This is a genomic window from Actinomycetospora chibensis, assembly GCF_028737215.1.
In the GTDB taxonomy this organism is placed as follows: domain Bacteria; phylum Actinomycetota; class Actinomycetes; order Mycobacteriales; family Pseudonocardiaceae; genus Actinomycetospora; species Actinomycetospora chibensis.
Genome location: NZ_JAQZAM010000002.1, coordinates 24,173 through 44,621 on the forward strand (window position 1 = coordinate 24,173; position 20,449 = coordinate 44,621).

A 20,449-nucleotide genomic window follows, 5' to 3' on the forward strand; every position below is an offset into this window, starting at 1 on the left:
AGTCCTGTTTCAGGACTGAAAAGTATCAGAGAGGAAGCCCAAGCGGCGACGGCTCCGGGCGAGCCCCAGGCCGACGACCACGACCACCACGGCCGCGGCCACCCGGCCGACCCGGGCCGCGCCCGGCGGGAGGGCCGCACGGACGGGCAGGGCCCAGCCCGCGCGGTCCAGGGTCACGTGGGGGCTGCCGGTCAGCAGCCGTCCCACCCGGCTGGACCGCTCGGGGTCGATCATCGCGACCCGTCCGCGCGGCCCGTGGAGCTCGGCTCGCACCCCGGCGGCGGCGAGCCGGGCGCTCACGCCCTGCGTGGCGCCGCGACCGGCGGCGGCGACGACCACGGCGGGGTCGGTGACCTCGAGATGCAGCCGGTGCCCGGTCCCGACCAGCCGGCCGGACGTGTGGCGCCCGGACGTGTCGGTGACCTCCATGGCGAGGTCGATCTCGGCGACCAGGTGGCTCGGCCCGTCCTCGAACGGGCCCCTCGCCGCAGGCCCGGCGGCGTCGGGGTTCACGCCGACGAGCTCGCGGAGCCCAGCGAACCGCGGCTGTCCTGGTCGCTGGTGCGGATGCGCAACGTGCCGTGCATCTTCCAGGTCGCGCGCGGGGAGTCCGGCCCGGTGGTCTGGGGGACCTCGACGCTCATGTTGTCGAGCTCGTACTCGATCACGGCGCCCTTGCCGGTCAGGTAGGCCCACAGCTCGTGCCCGAACTCGCGGATGTCAGTGGGCGTGGACGTGGTGCCGTTGCCGGTGGTGGTGCTGCTCATGGTGTTCACCAGGTGCTGATCGACGGGTGGAGGACCCGGCGCCCTGCACACGACAGCACCCGGGGACGGCGACCGGGGTCTGGGGCAGCTCTCCCGGATCGGCCCGCCGGCCCCGGCCGAAACCCCCTACCGGCCTCGGTGAGCGGAGTGTCGGGGGGGGGCAGTTCCCGGGCAGCCGTTGCTGTCCGTGCACGTTGATGCAGCGATCGATGTACGGGAGGCCCAGCCCGAGATCGCTCCGACGGGCTGCGCAGGGGCGTCGTCTCGGAGCGACGGGTGGGTTCCCGACGACGCGATCTCACGAGCGTGTGCGAGACGAGCCGACCTCGTCGTCGGGCACGCTCGGCGCCCGAGGTGCGAGCCGGCGCAGGAGGACGCCCGCGCCGACGGCCAGCGGGAACATGAGGACGCCGTAGACCGCGGCCGGCACCGCGAGCCGCTCGGTCTGCAGGACGCTCACCGCGACGGCGATCGCGAGCGTGCTGTTGTGGATCCCGACCTCGAACGCGGAGGCCATCGCCTGCGGGTGCCCGACGCGCAGCAGCCGGGGCACCAGGTAACCCAACGTCAGGCTGATCAGGCAGAACGCCACGGCGACGAGGCCGATCGCAGCCAGGTACTCGCCGAGGTTCTCCCGCTCACCGAGGAGCGCGCCGACGATCACCACGACTAGCACCACGGCCGAGAGGATCCGCACGGGTCTGTCGGCGCGGTCGGCGAAGGTGGGCGACGCGCGGCGGATCAGCATGCCGATCACCACGGGGACGAGGACCACGGCGAAGACCTGGGCGGTCTTGCTCAGATCGAGCCCGAGGCCGACCTCGACCACGGGGCGGAAGTACGCGAGCGACAGGTTCACGACGACCGGCAGGGTGATCACGGCGATCACCGAGTTGACCGCCGTCAGCGTGATGTTGAGGGCGACGTCCCCGCGGAAGAGGTGGCTGAACAGGTTGGCGGTCGTGCCCCCGGGCGACGCCGCGAGCAGCATCGTCCCGACGGCGAGCAGTGGATCGAGCCCCGCTGCGATCACCAACCCGAAACAGATCACCGGCAGCACGACGAGCTGGGTCACCAGAGCCGCCACGACCGCCACCGGCCGTCGCGCCACGCGGGCGAAGTCGCCGAGGGTCAGCGACAGCCCGAGCCCCAGCATCACGACCGCGAGAGCGGCAGGCAGACCGACGGTGGTCAGCGCGGAGTCCATGAACACTCCCGAGGGTGAACAGGGTGCCCATCGTGCCGTCGGGACATCTCGCGAGGAAGCCGTCGAAACACGTCATTCCGGACGTCTGCGGTCGCCCCTCAACAAGACAGAGGGGCCGCAGCAACGCTGCGACCCCTCTGAGCTGCCTCGACCGGCGCGCGCCCGAAGGGATTCGAACCCCTAACCTTCTGATCCGTAGTCAGATGCTCTATCCGTTGAGCTACGGGCGCAGTGTGTACTTGTGAAGCCTCGACCCTTGCCGGACCGCGGCCGCGGAGGCTCCGGGATTTGAACCCGGGAGGGAGCCGAACTCCCAACCGCATTAGCAGTGCGGCGCCATAGACCAGACTAGGCGAAGCCTCCCGAGGTCCCCCTGGGGCCTCCGTCGGGAAACAGTACACACCGCCGTCCGCCCGGTCGTCCGCCACCCCCCGGCCGCGCCGACGTGTGCACGGTCTCGCATGCGAGCGCTCGGGAGATGGGTAGCCCACAACCGAACGTACCCTCAGGAAGGACTGCAGTGAAGGCGACGTTGATCTACGGAGCGGGCGACATCCGGGTGGAGGACGTCCCCGACCCGACGCTCCAGAACGCGGGCGACGCGATCGTGCGCATCACGCACTCGTGCATCTGCGGCAGCGACCTCTGGCCGTACAAGAGCCGCGAGCAGACCGAGCAGGGCGACCGCATCGGTCACGAGTTCATCGGCGTGGTCGAGGAGACCGGCTCCGATGTGGACCGCATCCAGAAGGGCGACCTGGTCGTCGCCCCCTTCTTCTACGCCGACGGCACCTGTGAGTACTGCCGGGCGGGCCTCACCAGCGCCTGCCCGAACGGCAACGCCTGGGGCGCCGACACCGACGGCGGCCAGGGCGAGGCGGCGCGCGTGCCCTTCGCGGACAACGTGCTCATGAAGCTCGACGTCCCGCAGGACTCGGAGCTCATACCGAACCTGCTCACGCTGTCCGACGTCTTCGGCACCGGGCACCACGCCGCCGTGTCGGCGCAGGTGGGGCCGGGCAAGGACGTCGTGGTGGTCGGCGACGGCGCGGTGGGCCTGCTGGGCGTGCTCGCCGCGAAGCGCCTCGGCGCCGAACGGATCGTCCTCATGGGCCACCACAAGGACCGCACCGACCTCGGCCGCGAGTTCGGCGCCACCGATGTCGTGGCCGAGCGCGGCGAGGAGGGCGAGCAGAAGGTGCGCGACCTGCTCGGCACCGACGGCGTCCATTCGGCGATCGAGGCGGTGGGCTTCGAGGAGTCGCTGACCTCGGCGATCAACCTCACCAAGCCGGGCGGGCACGTCGGCATCGTCGGCGTCCCGCAGAGCGGCTCGATGCCGAACCTGGCGCAGAAGTTCTTCAAGAACGTCACCATCGCCGGCGGCATCGCCCCGACGCAGGCCAACATGCACGAGCTGCTGCCCGACGTCCTCGACGGCACGGTCGAGCCGGGCAAGGTGTTCAACCGGACGATCTCGCTCGACGAGACGCCCGAGGGCTACCGCGCGATGAACGACCGCGAGGCGCTCAAGGTGCTCGTGCGTCCCTGACGCCCGACCGCCGAGGGGCGCCCTCGCTGCTCACGACGCAGAGAGGGCGCCCCTCGCTCGTTCCGGGTCCGGCGTCGACCGACTCAGCGCCGCAGCAGGCGCAGCAGCGCCGGCGGGCGGCCCCCGTAGCCCTCGGCCTCGAAGGCGGCGACGGCGATGCGGGGCAGGTCGCGCACGGCGTCGAAGACGAGGAAGCGCGGGACCCAGACGGGCCCGAAGCGGGCGTTGAAGCGGTAGAGCGTCTCGATCTGCCACCAGCGCGACGCGGTGCGCAGCAGGCGGGCCCACAGGCGCGCGACGGGCCCGGCACCGATCTTCTCGCCGCGCTCGAGCGCCGAGCGGAAGACCGCGAAGTTCAGCGAGACCCGGTCGACCTCGAGGCCCCGGCAGGCGCCCAGCAGGTCGGCGATGAGCAGCTCGTTGAGGCCGTTGTCGGGCACCGCGGGGTCACGGACCATGACGTCGAGCGACAGGCCGTCGGAGCCCCACGGCACGAACTGCAGCAACCCGCGCGTCTCCCCCTCGGCGGTGGCGACGACCAGCACGGCGTCGGGATCGGCCGCGGCGTCGGCGGTGCGCGAGAGCGCCATCGAGAAGCCTCGCTCGGCCGGGCCGCCTCGCCAGCGGGCGACGAGCTCGCGGAGCTGCTCGAGCTCCTCGGCAGGGATGTCGGACAGGCGCCGCACGGTCGTGTCGTAGCCCGCGCGACGGACGCGCGAGACGGCCTGGCGCACCGTGCGCATCGAGCGGCCCTGCAGGGAGAAGGTCGCGACGTCGACGACGGCCTCGTCGCCGAGCTCCAGCGCGTCGAGCCCGCCCTCGCGCGCCCAGACCCGCGCGCCGGCCTCGGAGCAGCCGAGCACCGCGGGCACCCAGCCGTAGCGCCGGCAGCTGGCGAGGAACTCCGTGATCGCGCCGGGCCAGGCCTCGACGTCACCGAGCGGGTCGCCCGACGCCAGCGCCACCCCGGCCACCACCCGGTGGGGCACGGCGGCCTTGCCCGACGGCGAGAACACCACGGCCTTGTCGGGCCGCAGCGCGAAGTAGCCCAGGGAGTCGGCGCGGCCGTGGCGGGCGAGCAGCGCCCGGATGCGCTCGGCGTCGTCGTCGGTCAGCGTCCGACGGGGCTCCGCGGAGCGCAGCAGGAAGTAGCCGCCGAGCACGAGCGCGGCGATGCCGAACGTCAGGCCGAGGACCGCGGTGAGGTCGTCGAACCAGGTGACCCGGAACTGCACGGGCCCGCTGACTCCCACCAGCGAGAGCGCCGACTGCGCCAGGATCTCCCCCGTCGACGGCCGGCCCTCGAGCAGCGACGGCCGCACCAGCAGCAACAGGGTGACGACGGCGAAGCCGCCGAGGAGCATCTGGACGACCACCCGCACCGCAGCCAGCGGCCCGACGGGATCGGGCAGGGCCGTGAATTCGCGGCGGGTGAGCAGCAGCCCGACGAGCAGGACGAGCACGACGACGGTCGGGACGAGCGCGTGCCGACCGACGACGTGCGAGACGACCAGCAGAACGCACGCCACGACGGCGAGCTGCCACGCCCGGCGCTTGCGGCGCCGTAGGCCCGTGGCCAGCATCATCAGCCCGACGCCGAGTGTCGCGACGACGACGGAGCCGACGAGCGGCGCCTCCGGCGGCAGCCCGAACCAGGTCGCCGGCTGCAGGCGCCGGCGCAGCAGGGGCGTGAGCAGCGACAGGATCGTCAGGAGCCCGGCGACGCGCGCCGCCCAGGTGACGACCCGCGCGGTGCGCCGTCCGCGCCAGCGGGCGAAGCGCCCCTCGACGGCCGCCGCGGTGGGGCGATCCACCTGCACCCCCGACGCCAATGGGACCTCCGGTCGTGTGAGCACTTCCCCGTGCCCTGGCACGGATGATCGCTCACGAGCGCGTCAGCGCAAATGTGCGTCCAACCAGTTCAGTACCCGGCTGCGCGCCTCCATCTTGGTCGCCTCCTCCGAGTTCCCCTCGTCGAGGGGATCGGGCTGGACGGTGGCGTGCTCGTCGGCGTCGAAACGGTGCTCGCGCGAGGGGTAGACGACGACGTCGACGACGCGGCCGGAGGCGTGTGCGGCCTCGCGGAGGCGGTCGACGTCGGCGGGGTCGACGGGGTCGCCCCGCTCGCCGTAGAGACCGAGCCACGGGCAGGTCAGCTCGCCGACCACGTCGAGCAGCCGCGGCAGGCCCTCGGCCAGCGGGGTCGCGACACCCGCCGCCGAGACCGTGATCACCGCGCCGAGCGAGCGCTGCGCGGCGACGACGAGGGCGGCGGTGGCGCCGAGGTCGAAGCCGAGGACCGCCATCCGGTCGGAGGTGACGCCGCGGTCGGCGAGCACCCCGAAGGCGGCGTCGGAGTCCGCGAGCACCGACTCCCCCGAGATCGCCGCCGCCGCACGGCCGACGGCCTCGTCCTCGCCGGTCTGGTCGTCGATCTCCGGGTCGTCGCGGTGGTAGAGGTGCGGGGCGACCGCGAGCCACCCCTCCCCGGCGAGGGCCTCGACGATCGCCTGCGTCCGCGAGGTGACGCCACGCGACTCGTGCAGCACGACGACCCCGCCCCGGACAGCGCCCTCGGGCTCACCGATCGTCAACCTCAGCTGCGTCTCGTCGACCAGGGGGATGGTCTCCGTGCGCGTCCCCGTCATCCCCTCAGCCTTCCACGTCCCGCGAGTCCCGTCCCACGGACCTCGTCGATCACGAGGGGCCCTGGTGACGCCGTCTACCGTGGTTGTCGTGCCCGTGCGACTCCGTGACGACCTCGCCGCCCTCCCCGCCTACGTGGCGGGACGCACCGTGCCCGGCGCGGTGAAGCTCGCGAGCAACGAGATGCCGCTGCCGCCGCTGCCCGCCGTGCTCGACGCGATCACGCGGGCCGCGGAGGCCGGCAACCGCTACCCCGACATCGCCGTGACCACGCTCACCGCCCGCCTCGCCGAGCACCACGGCATCGACCCGGCCCGTCTCGCGGTCGGCTGCGGGTCGGTCGCCCTGTGCGGGCAGCTCGTGCAGTCGGTGTGCGCGCCCGGAGACGAGGTCGTGTTCGCCTGGCGGTCGTTCGAGGCCTACCCGATCGTCGCGCTGACGGGCCACGCGCAGGCCGTCCGCGTCCCGCTCACCGCGGACCACGTCCACGACCTCGACGCCATGGCCGATGCGATCACCGACCGGACGCGCCTGGTGTTCGTCTGCAACCCGAACAACCCCACGGGCACCGCGGTCGACGAGGACGCGCTGCGGGCGTTCCTCGCGCGCGTCCCGTCCGACGTCCTGGTGGTGCTCGACGAGGCCTACCGCGAGTTCGTCAGCGACGCGCGGGTGCCGGACGGGCTGGCGCTCGCCGAGGAGTTCGACAACATCTGCGTGCTGCGGACCTTCTCGAAGGCCCACCGCCTCGCCGGCCTGCGGGTGGGCTACGCCGTCGCGCCGCCCGAGCTGGCCGCGGCCCTGCGCGGGGTCTCGGTGCCGTTCGCGGTCTCCTCGCCGGCGCAGGCCGCCGCCCTGGCCGCGCTGGAGCACCTCGACGAGCTGCTCGCCGACTGCGCGGGCGCGGTGGCGGAGGTCGAGCGGATGACCTCGGAGCTGCGCACCCTCGGGTACGAGGTGCCGCCGTCGCAGACCAACTTCGTCTGGCTCCCGCTGGGTGAGCGGGCGACCGAGTTCTCCGAGCACGCGCTGGAGAACAAGGTGGTCGTCCGCGCGTTCGCGGGCGACGGCGTGCGGGTCAGCGCCGGGACGTCCGAGGAGGTCGACCTGTTCCTCGCGGCTGCCGGCTCCTTCCCCCGCTGAGAGGGCCGCCGGACCAGCCAGCGGTGCACCGGGCGCTCGACGAGCACGGTGAGCGCCCAGCCGAGCACCACGGCGACGGCCACCACGAGCACCAGCCGCGGCCAGCCGTGGACGCCGAAGCGCGCCTCGAGGCCCCAGGCGACGAAGTAGCCGATCTGCTGGTTCACCAGGTAGATGCCGTAGGAGAGCCCGGCGAGCCAGGTGACGACACGCGGGAGCGCGCCGACCCGCAGCACGCTCCAGTCGCGGCCCGCGGCCGCCGCGGTGATCCCCGCGACGGCGACCGCGAGCACCAGCACCGACGGCAGGTCCGGCGTGTGGACGTACTCCGCGGCGAGCCCGGTGACGACGAGGGCGGCGAGGTGCGGGGCGCTCAGGCGGCCGCGCGACCAGAGCCACACCGCCAGCCCGATCCCGAAGACCTGCCAGCGGTACATCACGAAGCCCTCGAACGCCGAGGCGATCAGGCCCTCCGGCCGGGCCGTCCGCATCACGACGACGGGCAGGACGATCACGGTCCAGGCCACGGCCGGAAGCGTCCACCGGCGGCGCCAGACGTCGCGGCCCAGCCACGCCGCCGCCACCGCGGCGAGGGTGAACATCGTCAGCTGGGCGGGCAGCGTCCAGTAGGAGTGGTCGATGTAGGTGACGCGCGAGTCCCAGCCCTGCAGCAGCAGGAGGTTGCCGATGAGGTCGCGACCGCTGGGCCGCCAGTAGCCGTACTGCGCCGCGTAGAGGGTCGCGAGGTAGGTGACGGCCACGGCGACGGCGTACGCGGGCAGGAGACGGGCGAGCCGGTCGGCCCACCAGCGCGCGGGCGGGCGCGTCGCGAGCGTGACGCAGACGAAGTACGCCGAGACGACCATCAGCGTGTTGGCGCCCGCCTGGATGCTCCAGGTGAACGGCGTGGGCGTCACCCACGGCAGCACGTCGCCGACCGTGTAGGTGGCGTGCTGGACGACCACGCTCGCCACGGCGGCGACGCGCAGCACGTCCCAGCTCAGCTGGCGCGATCCGCTCATCGTGCCGAACGCTAGGAACGCCTCCTGAGGAGTGGCTGAGACGACCCCACGGCGGACCTGAGGCCCGTCAGGACCGCAGCTCAGAGGCCGGGACACGCCGCGTGACGTCGCACACCGACCCCTCGCGCCGCCCCCCGGTGAGACGCGCGGCACCCAGGCAGAACTGCAGCCAGAGCGCCGCCTGGACCTCGCGGCCGATCGCGAGGCGCCGGTAGACGATCTCGGCGGCGCGGTCGCCCGCCCGGGACCAGGCCTCGATCGTGAAGTCGACGACGCCCTGGCCGGCGTCGGCGGCGCGGAACTCGATGACGCCGGCCTCGAGGTGCCCGTCGAGCGTGCCGAAGCGGAACCGGTCCCCGGTCCGTGCCAGCACCCGCACCGGCCCGTCCCACGGCGCCGGCATGTAGACCCGGTACTCGTCGCCGACGTGCATCGCCTCTGGCTCGCCGCGCTCGCGGGCGAACGTCACGACGTGGGGCGGGACCGCGCGGTCGAGGTCGCCGCAGATCATCTCGATGAGCCCGGCCGCGTCACACGTCGCGGCGACCGCGCGGACGGTGAACGTGCGGTGGTAGAGCGGGCCGAAACCGTCGGCGATCGTCTTGGTGCTCCGGTCGACGAGGGCGAGGGGCCAGGGCGCCGGAAGGTCGGTGGCGTTCCCCTCGGAACGGTGCCGCTCGGTGATCGGCAGGGTGCGCAGGTGGCGGACGGCCAGGATCCCCGCGCCCCAGCCACGTCGGAGGCGGCTGGTCGGCGGTCGGCTGGGGAGGAGGCGTCGAGGCACCTCGAGTGGGTAGCCGTCGGGCGCTGACAGCATGCGCCCCCGTGACGACCACCTGTGAGGACCACCCCGTGAGGACCCGCTCGTGAGGCTGCGCCCCCACCCCGACCCCGCTCGAGGCCTGCGGGACATCGCGGCCTACGACATCAACTACGACCCGGCCGAGACCGACGGTCGCGGCTGGCACCACGATCGGGAGCGCCACCTCCTCGGCGACGAGGAGCCCGGCGAGCCCGTGCCGGGCGGGCCGTTCGACATCGCGTGCCGGCTCGTGCACGACTACGAGTTCGCCGACCCGAGGATCATGCATGCGTACTTCCACGCCGACGCGCCGCTCGTCGGGCGGGACATGCTGCTGGAGGGCCGGTTCGTCGTCCTGCGCTTCCCGATGGGCGTGCGCGTCGACGTCGAGGTCGACGAGGTCCGCGACCGCGCCGACGGCACCCGCGAACGCTCGTGGGGCTGGAGCTACCGGACGCTCGAGCACCACCTCGAGCGCGGGCGGCTGATCTACGAGGTGGTCAAGAACCTCGACACCGGGCGCGTGGAGTTCGTCATCACCGGAGTCTCCAGCCGGGCCCACATCCGGAACCCGGTGATCGCCCTCGGCTTCGGCGTCTTCGGCCGCTGGACCCAGACGCGGTTCTACTCCAGAGCGGGCCGACGGCTCGCCCGGCTGGTCGCGGAGGTGTACGCGGGGGGCGAGCGCCCCGTGCCCGACCGGATCGGGCCCGGCGACGTGGTGGTGGCGCCGTCGGGCTGACGCGCCCTCACCCCCCGGGGGTTCGCCGGCGTGCGGCCACGTCGAGCAGCCACGCCCGGTAGAGCGGTCGCAGCCGGGCCGAGCTCAGGATCGACAGGTCGTCGAGGGGCGCCCACTGTCCGGGCTGGTCGAACGTCCGGGCCCGGCCGACGAACCAGCGGTGCCGGTACGCGGTCACCTCCGTGAGCAGCTCGGCGGAGGTCACCGACGCCGCGTCGCCCCGCGCACTGCCGAACCCGAACACCGTCTCGACCCCCCGCACGGCGTTGGCGGCACGCATCGACGTCTGCAGCGCCCGGTAGTCGTTGCGGTCGTTCTCGCCCGCGTGCTGATCGAGCATCCGGGCGCTGGTGCGCAGGTGGTCCTCGCCGCACGGGACCATCAGCGTGGGTCGCGGGAGATCGGTCCAGAGCGGCCACATCCACCAGGTCAGCGGGCGCCGCGAGGTCCACACCAGCTGGCGGATCGCCCGCGCGACGGTCTCGTGACCGTGGTGCCCGTCGCGGGGGTGCGGGCCGATCACGAGCTCGGCGTCGTGGCGCTCGACGATCCCGGCCAGCTCGCGGGTCAGGACCCTGCGGGCGCGGGAGAGGTCGTCGCCGCGGGACAGCCCGGGCAGCGACGGCGACTCCTCGTGGGTGAAGCCCGCGACGCCCAGCGCGGCCGCGAGCTCGGCGCGGCGCCGCTCGTGGTCCGCGGGACGACCGAGGCCCGCCGCGACGTTGACGACGTGCCAGCCGAGGTCCCGGAGGGACAGCAGGGTGCAGGGCGCGCCGAGGCTCTCGTCGTCGGGGTGCGGCGAGATGTGGACGACCGTGGGCACGGGGCGCTCCCGGGTCGGCGGCAGGGGCACCGAACGCTAGATCGTCGGCCGGGTCGTGGGCCCTGCATCGTCGTCGGGGCGACCGGGCACCCCCACCTGCTGTCGGCAACGGGAGGGCCACGCATGTCCGCACACGAGCCCGACGACGATCCACCCGGCCGGCTGGCGGACGCGGTCGAGGACGCCCTGGAGCCCGAGCTCCGGCGGAGCCTCGCGCCCCTCCCCGACCGGCCCGACCAGGACCGCGCCCGGCGCCCGAAGGAGCGCGAGGACGAGATCCTCGAGGACCTCCGCGAGCGCTGCCACGACGAGTGAACTCACCGGTAGGGCACAACCGACCGCTCGGCGAGTGCGGCGAATGTCGCAGGCGGCCGACCGCCGAGAATCGCGCAACCCGTGTATTTTGCGCCGATTCCGGATTTCGCCGCGTTTGTCGGACAGTCGCGAGATCGAGCTGATCCGTTCGGCTCAGCACCGGACAGAGCGTTCCTGTTACCCGGGTTCGTGTGACCGAAAGTAGCGCATTCAGGAAACCCCGCGCAATCCGACGGAGAATCCGCGAGTCGCGCATTCTGAGGACATGCGAGCGACCAAGAGGTACACCCATGTCGCCATCCGGGGCCTGGCGCACGTGGATGCCCCCCACGTCGTCACCTCCGCCGACCTCGAGGAGCGGCTCGCGGAGGCGTTCGGGCGCTTGAAGATCAGCAACGGCCTGCTGGAGAAGCTCGCGGGCATCGTCGAGCGCCGCGTCTGGGACCCGGGGACGATGCCCAGCGAGGTCGCCGCGCGGGCCGGCGAGGAGGCCCTCGCCCGCAGCGGGGTCGCCCGCGAGGAGATCGGCGCGCTGATCAACACCTCGGTGAGCCGCGACCACCTCGAGCCCTCGACGGCGAGCATCGTGCACGGTCGCATGGAACTGTCGCCCGAGGCCGTCAACTTCGATGTCGGGAACGCCTGCCTCGGATTCCTGGACGGCATGAACGTGGTGTCGACCATGATCGAGGCCGGTGAGATCGATCACGGCCTCGTCGTCGCCGGCGAGACCAGCCGATTCGCGATGGACTCGACGGTCGCGCGTCTCTCCGGCCCGGAGGCGTCGCGGGCGATGTTCCACGAGCAGTTCGCCACGCTGACCGTCGGCTCGGGCGCCGTCGCCATGGTGCTCTCGCGCGACGACGGATCGGACGGGCACCGCTACCTCGGCGGGCTCGGTCGCGCGTCGACGGCCGGCAACTCCGGGCTGTGCATCGGGCAGGCCGACGAGATGCGCACCGACACCAAGGGCCTCCTGATGGCCGGCATGGAGCTCGGCGGGCGGACGTGGAAGGAGGCCGTCGCGGCGTTCGACTGGGACGCCGAGGGCTACGACACGTATTGCCTGCACCAGGTCAGCAAGGTCCACACCCGCGCGGTGGCCGACCAGATGGGCCTGCCGATCGAGCGTTTCCCGTCGCTCTTCCCCCGCTTCGGCAACATCGGCCCGGCCGGGGTCCCGACGGTGCTGAGCAAGGCCGTCGAGGACGGCACCGTCACCGACGGCTCGCGGGTGATGCTCATGGGCGTCGGCAGCGGCATCAACGCCGCGGCGGCGGAGGTGGTCTGGTGACCGCCGCCGCCACCGTCGAGCTCGACGGCTACCCCTTCGCCCCGAAGACCGTCGAGGTCAACGGGCACGTGATGTCCTACGTCGACGAGGGCGACCCGGACGCGCCGCCGGTACTGCTCGTGCACGGCAACCCGACCTGGTCGTTCTACTACCGCTCACTGCTGCGCAGCCTCCCCGGCCTCGGCCGCCGGGTGATCGCGCCCGACCACATCGGGATGGGCCGCTCGGACAAGCCGGCGCTGGGCGACTACCCGCACACCCTCGCCCGCCGCGTCGAGGACCTCACGGCGTTCGTCGACGCCCTCGGGCTGAGCCGCCCGATCTCGCTGGTGGTGCACGACTGGGGCGGCCCGATCGGGCTGTCCTGGGCCGCCGACCACCCCGGTGCCGTCGACCGGATCGTCGTCCTCAACACCGGCGCGTTCCCCCTGCCCCACGACCACGGCCTGCCGTGGATGCTGCGCGCCGCCCGCCTGCCCGTCGTGAGCGACGTGCTCGTGCGGCGCCTCAACGCGTTCTCGCTCGGCGCCCTCGTGATGGGCACGGGGCAGAAGTGGCTGCCGCGCGAGGCGCGGCGCGGGCTGCTCGCGCCCTACGCCCGTCCGGAGGACCGCGTCGCCGTCCACGCGTTCGTGCAGGACATCCCGCTCGGCCCCGACGACCCGGCGCACCCGGTGCTCGAGCGGCTCGACGAGCGCCTCGCCGTGCTCGACACCCTCCCCGTACAGGTCCATTGGGGGATGAAGGACCCGGTGTTCGACGGCGACATCCTGGCCCACCTCGAGCAGCGCCTCCCCCACGCCGAGGTGCACCGCTACCCCGACGCCGGCCACTACGTCCTCGAGGACGTCCCCGGCCCGATCGTCGAACGGGTCGGCGCCTTCCTGGCGGGGCCGTCGGCGGAGCCCGCATGACGATCCTCGACGCCGCCACCCTCGACGCGCTGCTCGACGAGCACGCGCGGTCCCGTCCCGACGCCCCGGCGCTCGTCCTACCCCGGCCGGGCCTCGGGGTGTTCGAGTCCCGGCTCGGCGAGCGCGCCACGCAGCGGGTGACGTTCGCCGAGCTCGCCCGCCGGGTCGACGACGTCGCCGCCGGTCTGCGCGCCGCGGGCATCGGCCCGGGCACCCGGACCGCGCTGCTCGTGCCCCCGACGGCCGACTTCTTCGTGATCGCCTACGCGCTGATGCGGGTGCGCGCGGTGCCCGTCGTCGTCGACCCGGGCATCGGGCTGCGCCGCGTGCGCAGCTGCCTGGGCGAGGCGGCGCCCGAGGCGTTCATCGCCGTCCCCCGCGGCCACCTGGCGCGGCGGGCGCTCGGGTGGTGCCCGGACGCGCGGATCGCGATCTGCACCGGCGCGGCGCCGATCCCGGGGACGATCGCGCTGCGACGCCTCGAGCGGACCGGAGCCCGGGGCCCGCGGATGCCGCTCGTGGCCGAGCGCCCCGCGGGCGACCCGGCGGCGATCCTCTTCACCAGCGGCAGCACCGGCGCCCCCAAGGGCGTCGAGCACCGCGACGAGGGCCTGCTCGCCCAGGCCGGGCTCGTCGGCGGGCTCTACGGCCTCGGCCCCGGCGACGTCAGCCTCGCGACGTTCCCTCCGTTCGCGCTGTTCGGGCCCGCTCTCGGGATGACGACCGTCGTCCCGCGCATGGACCCGACCCGCCCGGCCCGCGTGGTGCCCGGCCGTCTCGTCCGTGCGGTGGAGCGCACCGGCGCGACGGTCATGTTCGGGTCGCCGGCCGTCCTCGACCGCCTCGGACGCGGCGCCCCCGACGGCACGCTGCTGCCGACGCTGCGCACCGTGATCTCGGCGGGCGCGCCGGTGCCGCGCGACGTCCAGCGTCGCGTGCTCGCCCTGCTCGCCCCGGGCGCCCAGGTGCACACGCCGTACGGCGCGACCGAGGCCCTGCCCGTCGCGACGATCGGCAGCGACGAGCTGCTCGACCTCCCCGACGACGGCATCTGCGTCGGCCGGCCGGTGCCCGGCGTCGACGTCGCGCTCATGCGCGTCACCGACGGCCCGGTCGCCGCGCTGACGCCGGAGATGCGGGTGCCCGACGGCGAGGTCGGCGAGGTCGTCGTCCGTGGCCCCGTCGTGAGCCGCGCCTACGCCGAGCGCCCGGAGGCGACGGCGGCCGCGAAGCTCGACTGGGACGGCCGGCTCGCGCACCGGATGGGCGACCTCGCGTCGCTCGACGACGCGGGGCGGCTGTGGTTCGCCGGGCGGGTCACGCACGTGGTGCCGACCGCCGACGGACCGCTCTACAGCGTGCCGTGCGAGGAGGTCCTCAACCACGACCCCGCCGTGCGTCGCAGCGCGCTGGTCGGCGTCGGCTCGGGCCCCGTCCGCGAGCCGGTGTTCGTCGTCGAACTGGCCGACGGCGCCCGCCTGACCGACGACGTGCGCGAGCGCCTGCTCGCCGTCGCCGCCTCCGACGCGCGGACCCGCACCGTGCGCACCGTCCTGCCCCACCGTGCGCTGCCCGTCGATCCGCGTCACAACTCCAAGATCGACCGCGAGGCTCTCGGGCGCTGGGCTGCCGGGGAGCTGTCGTGAAAGCACTGGTCACCGGCGGGGGCGGGTTCCTCGGGGGCGCCGTCGTCGACGCCCTGCTCGCCCGCGGTGACGAGGTCACGAGCCTCGCGCGCGGGGCGTACCCCGCGCTCGCCGACCGGGGTGTCCGGGTGCTGCGCGGCGACCTCGCGGAGCTCGGAGCGGCGCGCGAGGCCGTCACCGGTCAGGACGTCGTGTTCCACGTCGCCGCGAAGGCCGGCATCTGGGGCACCGACGCCGACTTCCACCGCAGCAACGTCGAGGGCACCCGCGTGCTGCTCGCCGCCTGCCGCGAGGCGGGCGTCGGGCGGTTCGTCTTCACCAGTACCCCGAGCGTCGTGCACACCGGCGGCGACATCGCCGGCGGCCACGAGGGCCTCCCGTACGCCACGCACTTCGACTCCGCCTACCCACGCACGAAGGCCGAGGCCGAGCGTCTCGTCCTCGCCGCGAACGGCCCCGCCATGGCCACGACGGCCCTGCGACCGCACCTCGTCTGGGGTCCCGGCGACACCCAGCTCGTGCCGCGCATCCTCGACCGGGCGCGGGCGGGGCGACTCGCGCTGGTGGGGGACGGGTCCGCGGTCATCGACACGACCTACATCGACGACGCGGCGCGCGCCCACCTCGACGCGGCCGATTCGCTCGCGACACCCGGCGCGGTCTGCGCGGGGCGGCCGTACTTCGTGACCTCCGGCGACCCGCGCCCGGTCCGCGAGCTCGTCGACGGCATCCTCGCCGCCGGCGGGATGGGGCCGGTCCGGGTCACGGTGCCGCGACCCGTGGCGGTGGCCGCCGGCGCGGCGGTGGAGACGGTGTGGCGGGGTCTCGGCCTCGCGTCCGCGCGGGGCTGGATCGCCGACCCCGGCGAGCCGCCGATGACCCGCTTCCTCGCCCGTCAGCTCGCCACCGAGCACTGGTTCGACATCACCGCCGCTCGCCGTGACCTGGGCTACGCCCCGCAGGTCGACCTCGACGAGGGGTTCGCGCGCCTGGCGATCTCGCTGGCCGGGTGAGTCCGGCCGGCTGTCGAGAACCGCCGGCCGGCTCCGTCCCCGGGGTACGAGCGGCCACGACGGGCCGCGGGACCCGCGGGAGCGCCAACATGTCGATCAAGCGGATGGACCACGTCGGCGTCGTCGTCGACGACCTCGAGGCCGCCGTCGCCTTCTTCGTCGAGCTGGGCGTGGAGCGGGTGGGCGGCGCGGAGTCGGTCGAGGGCGCGTGGGTGGACCGGGTGGTCGGGCTCGAGGACGTCCACGTCGAGATCGCCTTCGTGGCGACCCCCGACGGGCACAGCCGGCTGGAGCTCACGCAGTTCCACCGGCCCGTGGCCACGACCACCGAGCCGAGCGCCCCGGCGAACACGCAGGGGCTGCGTCGCCTGATGTTCGCCGTCGACGACATCCACGACACCGTGACACGGCTGAAGGCCCACGGGGGCGAGGTCGTCGGCGAGATCGCGCCGTACGAGGACGTGTTCCTGCTCTGCTACCTGCGCGGACCGAGCGGCATCATCGTCGCCCTGGCCGAGGAGATCGGCGGAGCTACCCCGCCCCGGTGAAGAAGGCGATCGTGCGGTCCGCGCGGGCCTTCGCGTCGTCGGGGTCGAGGCCGTCCGCGATGCTCACCGGCACCCAGGCCTCGCCGACCGCCGTCAGGAACGCGGCGCCCTCGGGCGAGGCGGCCCACTCCTCGGACTCGCCGTGCGGGGTCCCGCCGTCGTCGAGGTGCCAGGCCAGGCCGACCAGCCCCAGGTCCCACCCCATCCCGGTGGCGGCGGGGCCATAGCGGGGCCAGTGCTCGTCGTCGGGGTGGAAGACGTGCGTGAGGTCGAGCCGGGCGCCGTCCCCGTCCGGGCTCAGCCGGAGCTCGATCCAGCTGACGTCACCGTCGTACTCCCAGGTCGCGTCGAGCGCGTGCGGGGCCTCGCAGGCGGTGATCGTCCCGCCGGCCTGACCCTCGAGCTGGTAGCGCCCACCGACATGCAGGTCGCCGTGCACGGGCAGGAACCACCGCGCGAGGCGGGCGGGGTCGGTGCACGCCGCCCAGAGGTCCTCGACGTCGGTGGGGTACCGGCGGGAGAGGGTGACGACGCGTGCGGTGCCGGCCTCCAGCTCGCGCGTGCCGAGCCGACGGTGGGTCGCGTCGATCTCGCGGCGGATGTCCACGGCCGCAGTGTTCAGCCGATACTTATATAAGTCAAGACGGGTTTAGCGAGCGGACCTCGCCCTCCACGGCGTCGAGGACCTCGGTGAGGGCGCCGGCGTCCGGGTCCTCGATCCAGCGGGTGAGGGCCTCGCCGACGCAGGCGATCCCGATGCCGGCGATGCTCGGCCATCGAAATGACCATGACCGTCTACGGCCACGTCAGCCTCGACAGCCAGCGCGAGGCCCTCGGCCGGCTCGACGACCAGCTCGGCACACCCACCGACGACCAGCCCGAGGAGTGATCCGTTGCTGTCATCGACCGCTGTCACCGGATCATGGAGCGACTGTAGAGACCGTCCGCACCGGCTCTCACCTGCGGAAGCGGGGGGATTCGAACCCCCGGTCACTCTCGTGACGTCCGCTTTCAAGGCGGATGCAATCGGCCGCTCTGCCACGCTTCCGCGGGTCAGGGTAGGGCGATCAGCCGTCGGCGCGCAGCTTGGTCACCACACGCTCGAACACGTCGCCGACGACGCGGCGCTCGTGGTCGTCGAGCAGGTCGACGAAGTGGGCCCGCACGCCTTCGAGGTGATCGGGCGCGGCGCGCTGGAGGACGTCGTAGCCGTGGGCGGTGAGCACGGCGAAGACGCCCCGGCCGTCGGAGGGGCAGAGCTCGCGGCGCACGAGGTCGTCGGCCTCGAGGCGGGACACCTGGTGCGACAGGCGGGACTTCGAGGCCACGACCTCGTCGGCGAGCAGGCTCATCCGCATCCGGTGGTCCTGCTGCTCGGAGAGCCGCACGAGGATCTCGTAGTCGGCCAGCGAGATGCCGTGAGCGTCCGACAGCTCGCGGTTGAGGCGGCCCGCGAGCAGCGCCTGCCCCGCGATGTAGTTGCGCCACGCGTGCCACTCGACGGGGTCGAGCCAGCGCGGTTCCTGCTCGGCCATCCGACCAGGGTACTGCGGGCGCGGCCCGCTAGCGTCGCGCTTCGTGTACGCGATCAGCATCCGTGAGCCCGGCGGCCCCGACGTCCTCGAGTGGACCGAGCACCCCGACCCCGAGCCCGGGCCGAACGAGGTGGTCGTCGACGTCGTCGCGACCGCGGTCAACCGCGCCGACGTGATGCAGCGTCAGGGGATGTACCCGCCGCCGCCCGGGGCGTCGGAGGTCCCGGGCCTCGAGTGCTCGGGCCGCATCGCCGCGCTCGGTCCCGACGTCGAGGGGTGGGCCGTCGGCGACGAGGTGTGCGCGCTGCTCGCGGGTGGCGGCTACGCCGAGAAGGTCGTCGTCCCCGTGCCCCAGCTGCTGCCCGTGCCGCGCGGGGTCTCGCTGACCCAGGCCGGCGGGCTGCCCGAGGTGGCCTGCACGGTGTGGTCGAACCTCGCGATGACCGGCCACCTGAGCGAGGGCGAGACGCTGCTCGTGCACGGCGGGACCGGGGGCATCGGCACCCACGCCATCCAGGTCGGCAAGGCGCTCGGCGCGCACGTGCTCGCCACGGCGGGCTCGCCCGAGCGACTCCAGGTCTGCCTCGACCTGGGCGCCGACCTCGCGATCGACTACCACGACGACCTGCCCACCGAGGTCGCGAGCGCCACCGACGACCGCGGTGTCGACGTCATCCTCGACAACATGGGCGCCTCGGGGCTCAAGGCGAACCTGGCCTCGCTCGCCACCGGCGGCCGCCTCGTGATCATCGGGCTGATGGGCGGGCCGAAGACGGAGATCAACCTCGCGACGCTGCTCACCAAGCGCCTCAGCGTCGGCGCCACCAACCTGCGCGGACGCGCGGTCGAGGAGCCCGACGGCAAGGGCGCGATCGTGTCCGCGGTGCGCGAGAACCTGTGGCCGCTCGTGGAGCAGGGGGCGGTGCGCCCCGTGGTGCACGAGTACCTGCCGGTCGCCGAGGCGTCCCGAGCTCACGCGGCGCTGGACGAGGGCGGGGTCGTCGGCAAGCTGATCCTGGTCGTGCGCGACGAGGACGGGGTGCTGGGCGGCTGAGCTGACCGGAGCGAGGGACGCCTCGGCTGCGTCCCATGCAGCAAGGGTGACCCTCGCTCCACGGCGGGCGGCCGGCCCCCGAGCAACGAGGGACGCCTCGGCTGCGTCCCACGCAGCAAGGGTGACCCTCGCTCCAACACCGCAGCCCGGCGCCCGCGGGCCGAGCCTCAGAGCCGAGCGAGCGCGCTCACGAGCGTGTCGATCTCGGCGCGGGTGCTGTAGTGCGCGAGCCCGACGCGCACCACGCCGCCGACCTCGGCGCCGCCGAGCACCTCGAGCGCCCCGGAGTCGCCGGTGTCGGTGACGACGCAGACGCCGTGCTCGGCGACCCGCTCGGCGACCTCTCGCGCGGTGCGCCCGGCGACGGTGAACGCGACCACGGGGATCCGGCGCGGGGGCTCGCCGATGACCATCACGCCGGGCAGGAAGCGCAGCTCGGAGACGAGGTAGGCGGTGAGGTCGTCCTGGTGGCTGCGGACCGAGCTCATCGAGGTGAGCACCTTGTCGCGACGCGGGCCGTCGGCCCTGTCGTCGAGCTCGGCGAGGTAGTCGATCGACGCGACGAGCCCGGCGAGCAGGGCCCAGGGGGCGTCGCCGACCTCGAGGCGCTCGGGCCCGCGGGCCGAGGCGTCGAGGGACGCGGCGGGCAGGCGATCGAGCAGGTCGGGCGTGCGGAACACCAGCGCGCCGACCGGCGGGCCGCCCCACGCGGCGGCCGAGAGCACCATGACGTCGGCGCCCATCGTGTCGAGGTCGAGCGGCAGGTAGGGCGCCGCGGCGGTGGCGTCGACCACCAGGAGCGGCTCGACGCCGGTGCTCCGCGCGGGCAGGGCGTGCACCTTGCGCGCGATGGCCGCGACCTCGGTGCGGGTGCCGATCGCCGGGCACGCGGCGGTGACGGCGACGGCCCGCGTGCGCTCGCCCAGCAGCTCGTCGTACTGCCAGCTCGGCAGCTCGCAGGTCTCGACGTCGATCTCGGCGGTGAGCACGCGCCCGCCGGCGCGCTGCGCCGCGCGCTCCCACGGGGCGACGTTCGCGAGGTCGTCGAGCCGCGAGACCACCACCTCGTCGCCCAGGCTCCACTCGGACCCGAGGGCGTCGGCGAGGCGTTCGAGCAGCGGGGCGGGCCCGGGGCCGAGGACGACGCCCTTGGGGTCGGCGCCCACGAGGTCGCCCACCGCGCGCCGGGCGGCCTCGACGATGGCGCCGCCGCGCAGGGACGCCGGGAACACCCCGCCGGGGCGCGAGACGGGGGCGCGGAGGGCCGACGACACCGCCGTCGCCACCTGCTCGGGGACCTGCATGCCCGTCGGTCCGTCGAGGTGCGCCCATCCGTCACCCAGGGCGGGCACCAGCCCGCGGACCCTGGCGACGTCGAACGTCATGCTTTCGGAGGGTACGGAGCAGGGTTGCGGGCGGCGACGGT

Annotated in this window: 20 protein-coding genes, 3 tRNA genes and 1 pseudogene; 10 read left to right on the forward strand and 14 right to left on the reverse strand. The window is 73.9% G+C overall.

The genetic code is table 11. The features are described from left to right. Window positions 1–9 precede the first annotated feature (9 nt). The 5 genes from PH189_RS02585 to PH189_RS02605 all read right to left on the reverse strand — a co-directional run bounded on the left by PH189_RS02585 (window position 10) and on the right by PH189_RS02605 (window position 2,337). The gene (locus tag PH189_RS02585) at window positions 10–513 is read right to left on the reverse strand and encodes a hypothetical protein (RefSeq protein WP_274187193.1); all 504 of its coding nucleotides are present in this window, start codon (window positions 511–513) and stop codon (window positions 10–12) included. Then, complete coding sequence (locus PH189_RS02590; RefSeq protein WP_274187194.1) at window positions 510–767, reverse strand: hypothetical protein; 258 nt, start codon at window positions 765–767, stop codon at window positions 510–512. Before PH189_RS02590 ends, PH189_RS02585 begins: the two co-directional genes overlap by 4 nt. A 298-nt stretch (window positions 768–1,065) precedes the next feature. Further along, window positions 1,066–1,974, reverse strand: a complete 909-nt coding sequence (locus PH189_RS02595) for a bile acid:sodium symporter family protein (RefSeq protein WP_274187195.1) — start codon at window positions 1,972–1,974, stop codon at window positions 1,066–1,068. 157 nt (window positions 1,975–2,131) lie between these two features. Then, window positions 2,132–2,204: transfer RNA gene (locus PH189_RS02600), tRNA-Arg, on the reverse strand. Window positions 2,205–2,247: 43 nt separating this feature from the next. Further along, window positions 2,248–2,337: transfer RNA gene (locus PH189_RS02605), tRNA-Ser, on the reverse strand. A 157-nt stretch (window positions 2,338–2,494) separates the two neighbouring features. On the opposite strand from PH189_RS02605, the gene PH189_RS02610 reads away from it, so the two are divergent. After that, entirely contained in the window at window positions 2,495–3,526 is a 1,032-nt protein-coding gene (locus PH189_RS02610) for a zinc-binding dehydrogenase (RefSeq protein WP_274187196.1), read from the forward strand. Window positions 3,527–3,609: 83 nt separating this feature from the next. Here the strand turns inward: PH189_RS02610 and PH189_RS02615 are convergent, their stop codons facing one another. Further along, window positions 3,610–5,340 (reverse strand): phosphatidylglycerol lysyltransferase domain-containing protein, encoded by a 1,731-nt coding sequence (locus PH189_RS02615; protein WP_378014946.1) that lies wholly within the window; start codon window positions 5,338–5,340, stop codon window positions 3,610–3,612. Window positions 5,341–5,421: 81 nt separating this feature from the next. After that, window positions 5,422–6,174, reverse strand: coding sequence for a dienelactone hydrolase family protein (locus PH189_RS02620; protein WP_274187197.1), 753 nt, complete (start codon window positions 6,172–6,174; stop codon window positions 5,422–5,424). Window positions 6,175–6,262: 88 nt separating this feature from the next. Here PH189_RS02620 and hisC point away from each other — a divergent pair, with 88 nt between their 5' ends. Further along, window positions 6,263–7,315 carry a histidinol-phosphate transaminase gene (gene hisC / locus PH189_RS02625; RefSeq protein ID WP_274187198.1) on the forward strand — a complete coding sequence of 351 codons (1,053 nt, stop codon included), beginning with the start codon at window positions 6,263–6,265 and terminating at the stop codon, window positions 7,313–7,315. 59 nt (window positions 7,316–7,374) lie between these two features. On the opposite strand, the pseudogene PH189_RS02630 reads toward hisC, so the two are convergent. Together PH189_RS02630 and PH189_RS02635 are read right to left on the reverse strand one after the other, a co-directional pair. After that, window positions 7,375–8,337, reverse strand: a pseudogene (locus tag PH189_RS02630) (acyltransferase family protein); the annotation flags it as partial. Between the two features lie 67 nt (window positions 8,338–8,404). Then, window positions 8,405–9,121: a DUF1990 family protein gene (locus tag PH189_RS02635; protein ID WP_274187199.1), complete on the reverse strand. Its 717-nt coding sequence runs from the start codon at window positions 9,119–9,121 to the stop codon at window positions 8,405–8,407. 82 nt (window positions 9,122–9,203) lie between these two features. Between PH189_RS02635 and PH189_RS02640 the strand changes: the two genes are divergently transcribed. Then, window positions 9,204–9,881 carry a DUF1990 family protein gene (locus PH189_RS02640; RefSeq protein WP_274187200.1) on the forward strand — a complete coding sequence of 226 codons (678 nt, stop codon included), beginning with the start codon at window positions 9,204–9,206 and terminating at the stop codon, window positions 9,879–9,881. 7 nt (window positions 9,882–9,888) lie between these two features. Here the strand turns inward: PH189_RS02640 and PH189_RS02645 are convergent, their stop codons facing one another. Further along, window positions 9,889–10,704, reverse strand: coding sequence for a PIG-L deacetylase family protein (locus PH189_RS02645; protein WP_274187201.1), 816 nt, complete (start codon window positions 10,702–10,704; stop codon window positions 9,889–9,891). A gap of 123 nt (window positions 10,705–10,827) precedes the next feature. Here PH189_RS02645 and PH189_RS02650 point away from each other — a divergent pair, with 123 nt between their 5' ends. From PH189_RS02650 to PH189_RS02675, 6 genes are all read left to right on the forward strand, one after another. Next, complete coding sequence (locus PH189_RS02650) at window positions 10,828–11,019, forward strand: hypothetical protein (protein ID WP_274187202.1); 192 nt, start codon at window positions 10,828–10,830, stop codon at window positions 11,017–11,019. Between the two features lie 316 nt (window positions 11,020–11,335). Continuing rightward, window positions 11,336–12,313 carry a 3-oxoacyl-ACP synthase III gene (locus PH189_RS02655; RefSeq protein WP_274187203.1) on the forward strand — a complete coding sequence of 326 codons (978 nt, stop codon included), beginning with the start codon at window positions 11,336–11,338 and terminating at the stop codon, window positions 12,311–12,313. Continuing rightward, window positions 12,310–13,227, forward strand: a complete 918-nt coding sequence (locus PH189_RS02660) for an alpha/beta fold hydrolase (RefSeq protein WP_274187204.1) — start codon at window positions 12,310–12,312, stop codon at window positions 13,225–13,227. Before PH189_RS02655 ends, PH189_RS02660 begins: the two co-directional genes overlap by 4 nt. Continuing rightward, window positions 13,224–14,873: a fatty acid CoA ligase family protein gene (locus tag PH189_RS02665; RefSeq protein ID WP_274187205.1), complete on the forward strand. Its 1,650-nt coding sequence runs from the start codon at window positions 13,224–13,226 to the stop codon at window positions 14,871–14,873. The genes PH189_RS02660 and PH189_RS02665 overlap by 4 nt, the downstream gene beginning before the upstream one ends. After that, on the forward strand, window positions 14,870–15,886 hold the full coding sequence (locus PH189_RS02670; protein ID WP_274187206.1) for an NAD-dependent epimerase/dehydratase family protein: 1,017 nt from the start codon (window positions 14,870–14,872) through the stop codon (window positions 15,884–15,886). Before PH189_RS02665 ends, PH189_RS02670 begins: the two co-directional genes overlap by 4 nt. Window positions 15,887–15,975: 89 nt before the next feature. Next, the gene (locus PH189_RS02675; protein WP_274187207.1) at window positions 15,976–16,434 is read left to right on the forward strand and encodes a VOC family protein; all 459 of its coding nucleotides are present in this window, start codon (window positions 15,976–15,978) and stop codon (window positions 16,432–16,434) included. On the opposite strand, the gene PH189_RS02680 is transcribed toward PH189_RS02675, so the two are convergent. The 3 genes from PH189_RS02680 to PH189_RS02690 all read right to left on the reverse strand — a co-directional run bounded on the left by PH189_RS02680 (window position 16,418) and on the right by PH189_RS02690 (window position 17,969). Continuing rightward, window positions 16,418–17,041, reverse strand: a complete 624-nt coding sequence (locus PH189_RS02680; protein ID WP_274187208.1) for an SRPBCC family protein — start codon at window positions 17,039–17,041, stop codon at window positions 16,418–16,420. The genes PH189_RS02675 and PH189_RS02680 overlap by 17 nt on opposite strands. Window positions 17,042–17,397: 356 nt before the next feature. Next, a tRNA-Ser gene (locus PH189_RS02685) sits at window positions 17,398–17,482 on the reverse strand. A gap of 19 nt (window positions 17,483–17,501) precedes the next feature. Continuing rightward, the gene (locus PH189_RS02690; RefSeq protein WP_274187209.1) at window positions 17,502–17,969 is read right to left on the reverse strand and encodes a MarR family winged helix-turn-helix transcriptional regulator; all 468 of its coding nucleotides are present in this window, start codon (window positions 17,967–17,969) and stop codon (window positions 17,502–17,504) included. Between the two features lie 43 nt (window positions 17,970–18,012). Between PH189_RS02690 and PH189_RS02695 the strand changes: the two genes are divergently transcribed. Then, window positions 18,013–19,023, forward strand: a complete 1,011-nt coding sequence (locus tag PH189_RS02695; RefSeq protein ID WP_274187210.1) for an NAD(P)H-quinone oxidoreductase — start codon at window positions 18,013–18,015, stop codon at window positions 19,021–19,023. 167 nt (window positions 19,024–19,190) lie between these two features. Here the strand turns inward: PH189_RS02695 and PH189_RS02700 are convergent, their stop codons facing one another. Next, window positions 19,191–20,408: a cysteine desulfurase-like protein gene (locus tag PH189_RS02700; RefSeq protein WP_274187211.1), complete on the reverse strand. Its 1,218-nt coding sequence runs from the start codon at window positions 20,406–20,408 to the stop codon at window positions 19,191–19,193. Window positions 20,409–20,449: the final 41 nt, after the last annotated feature.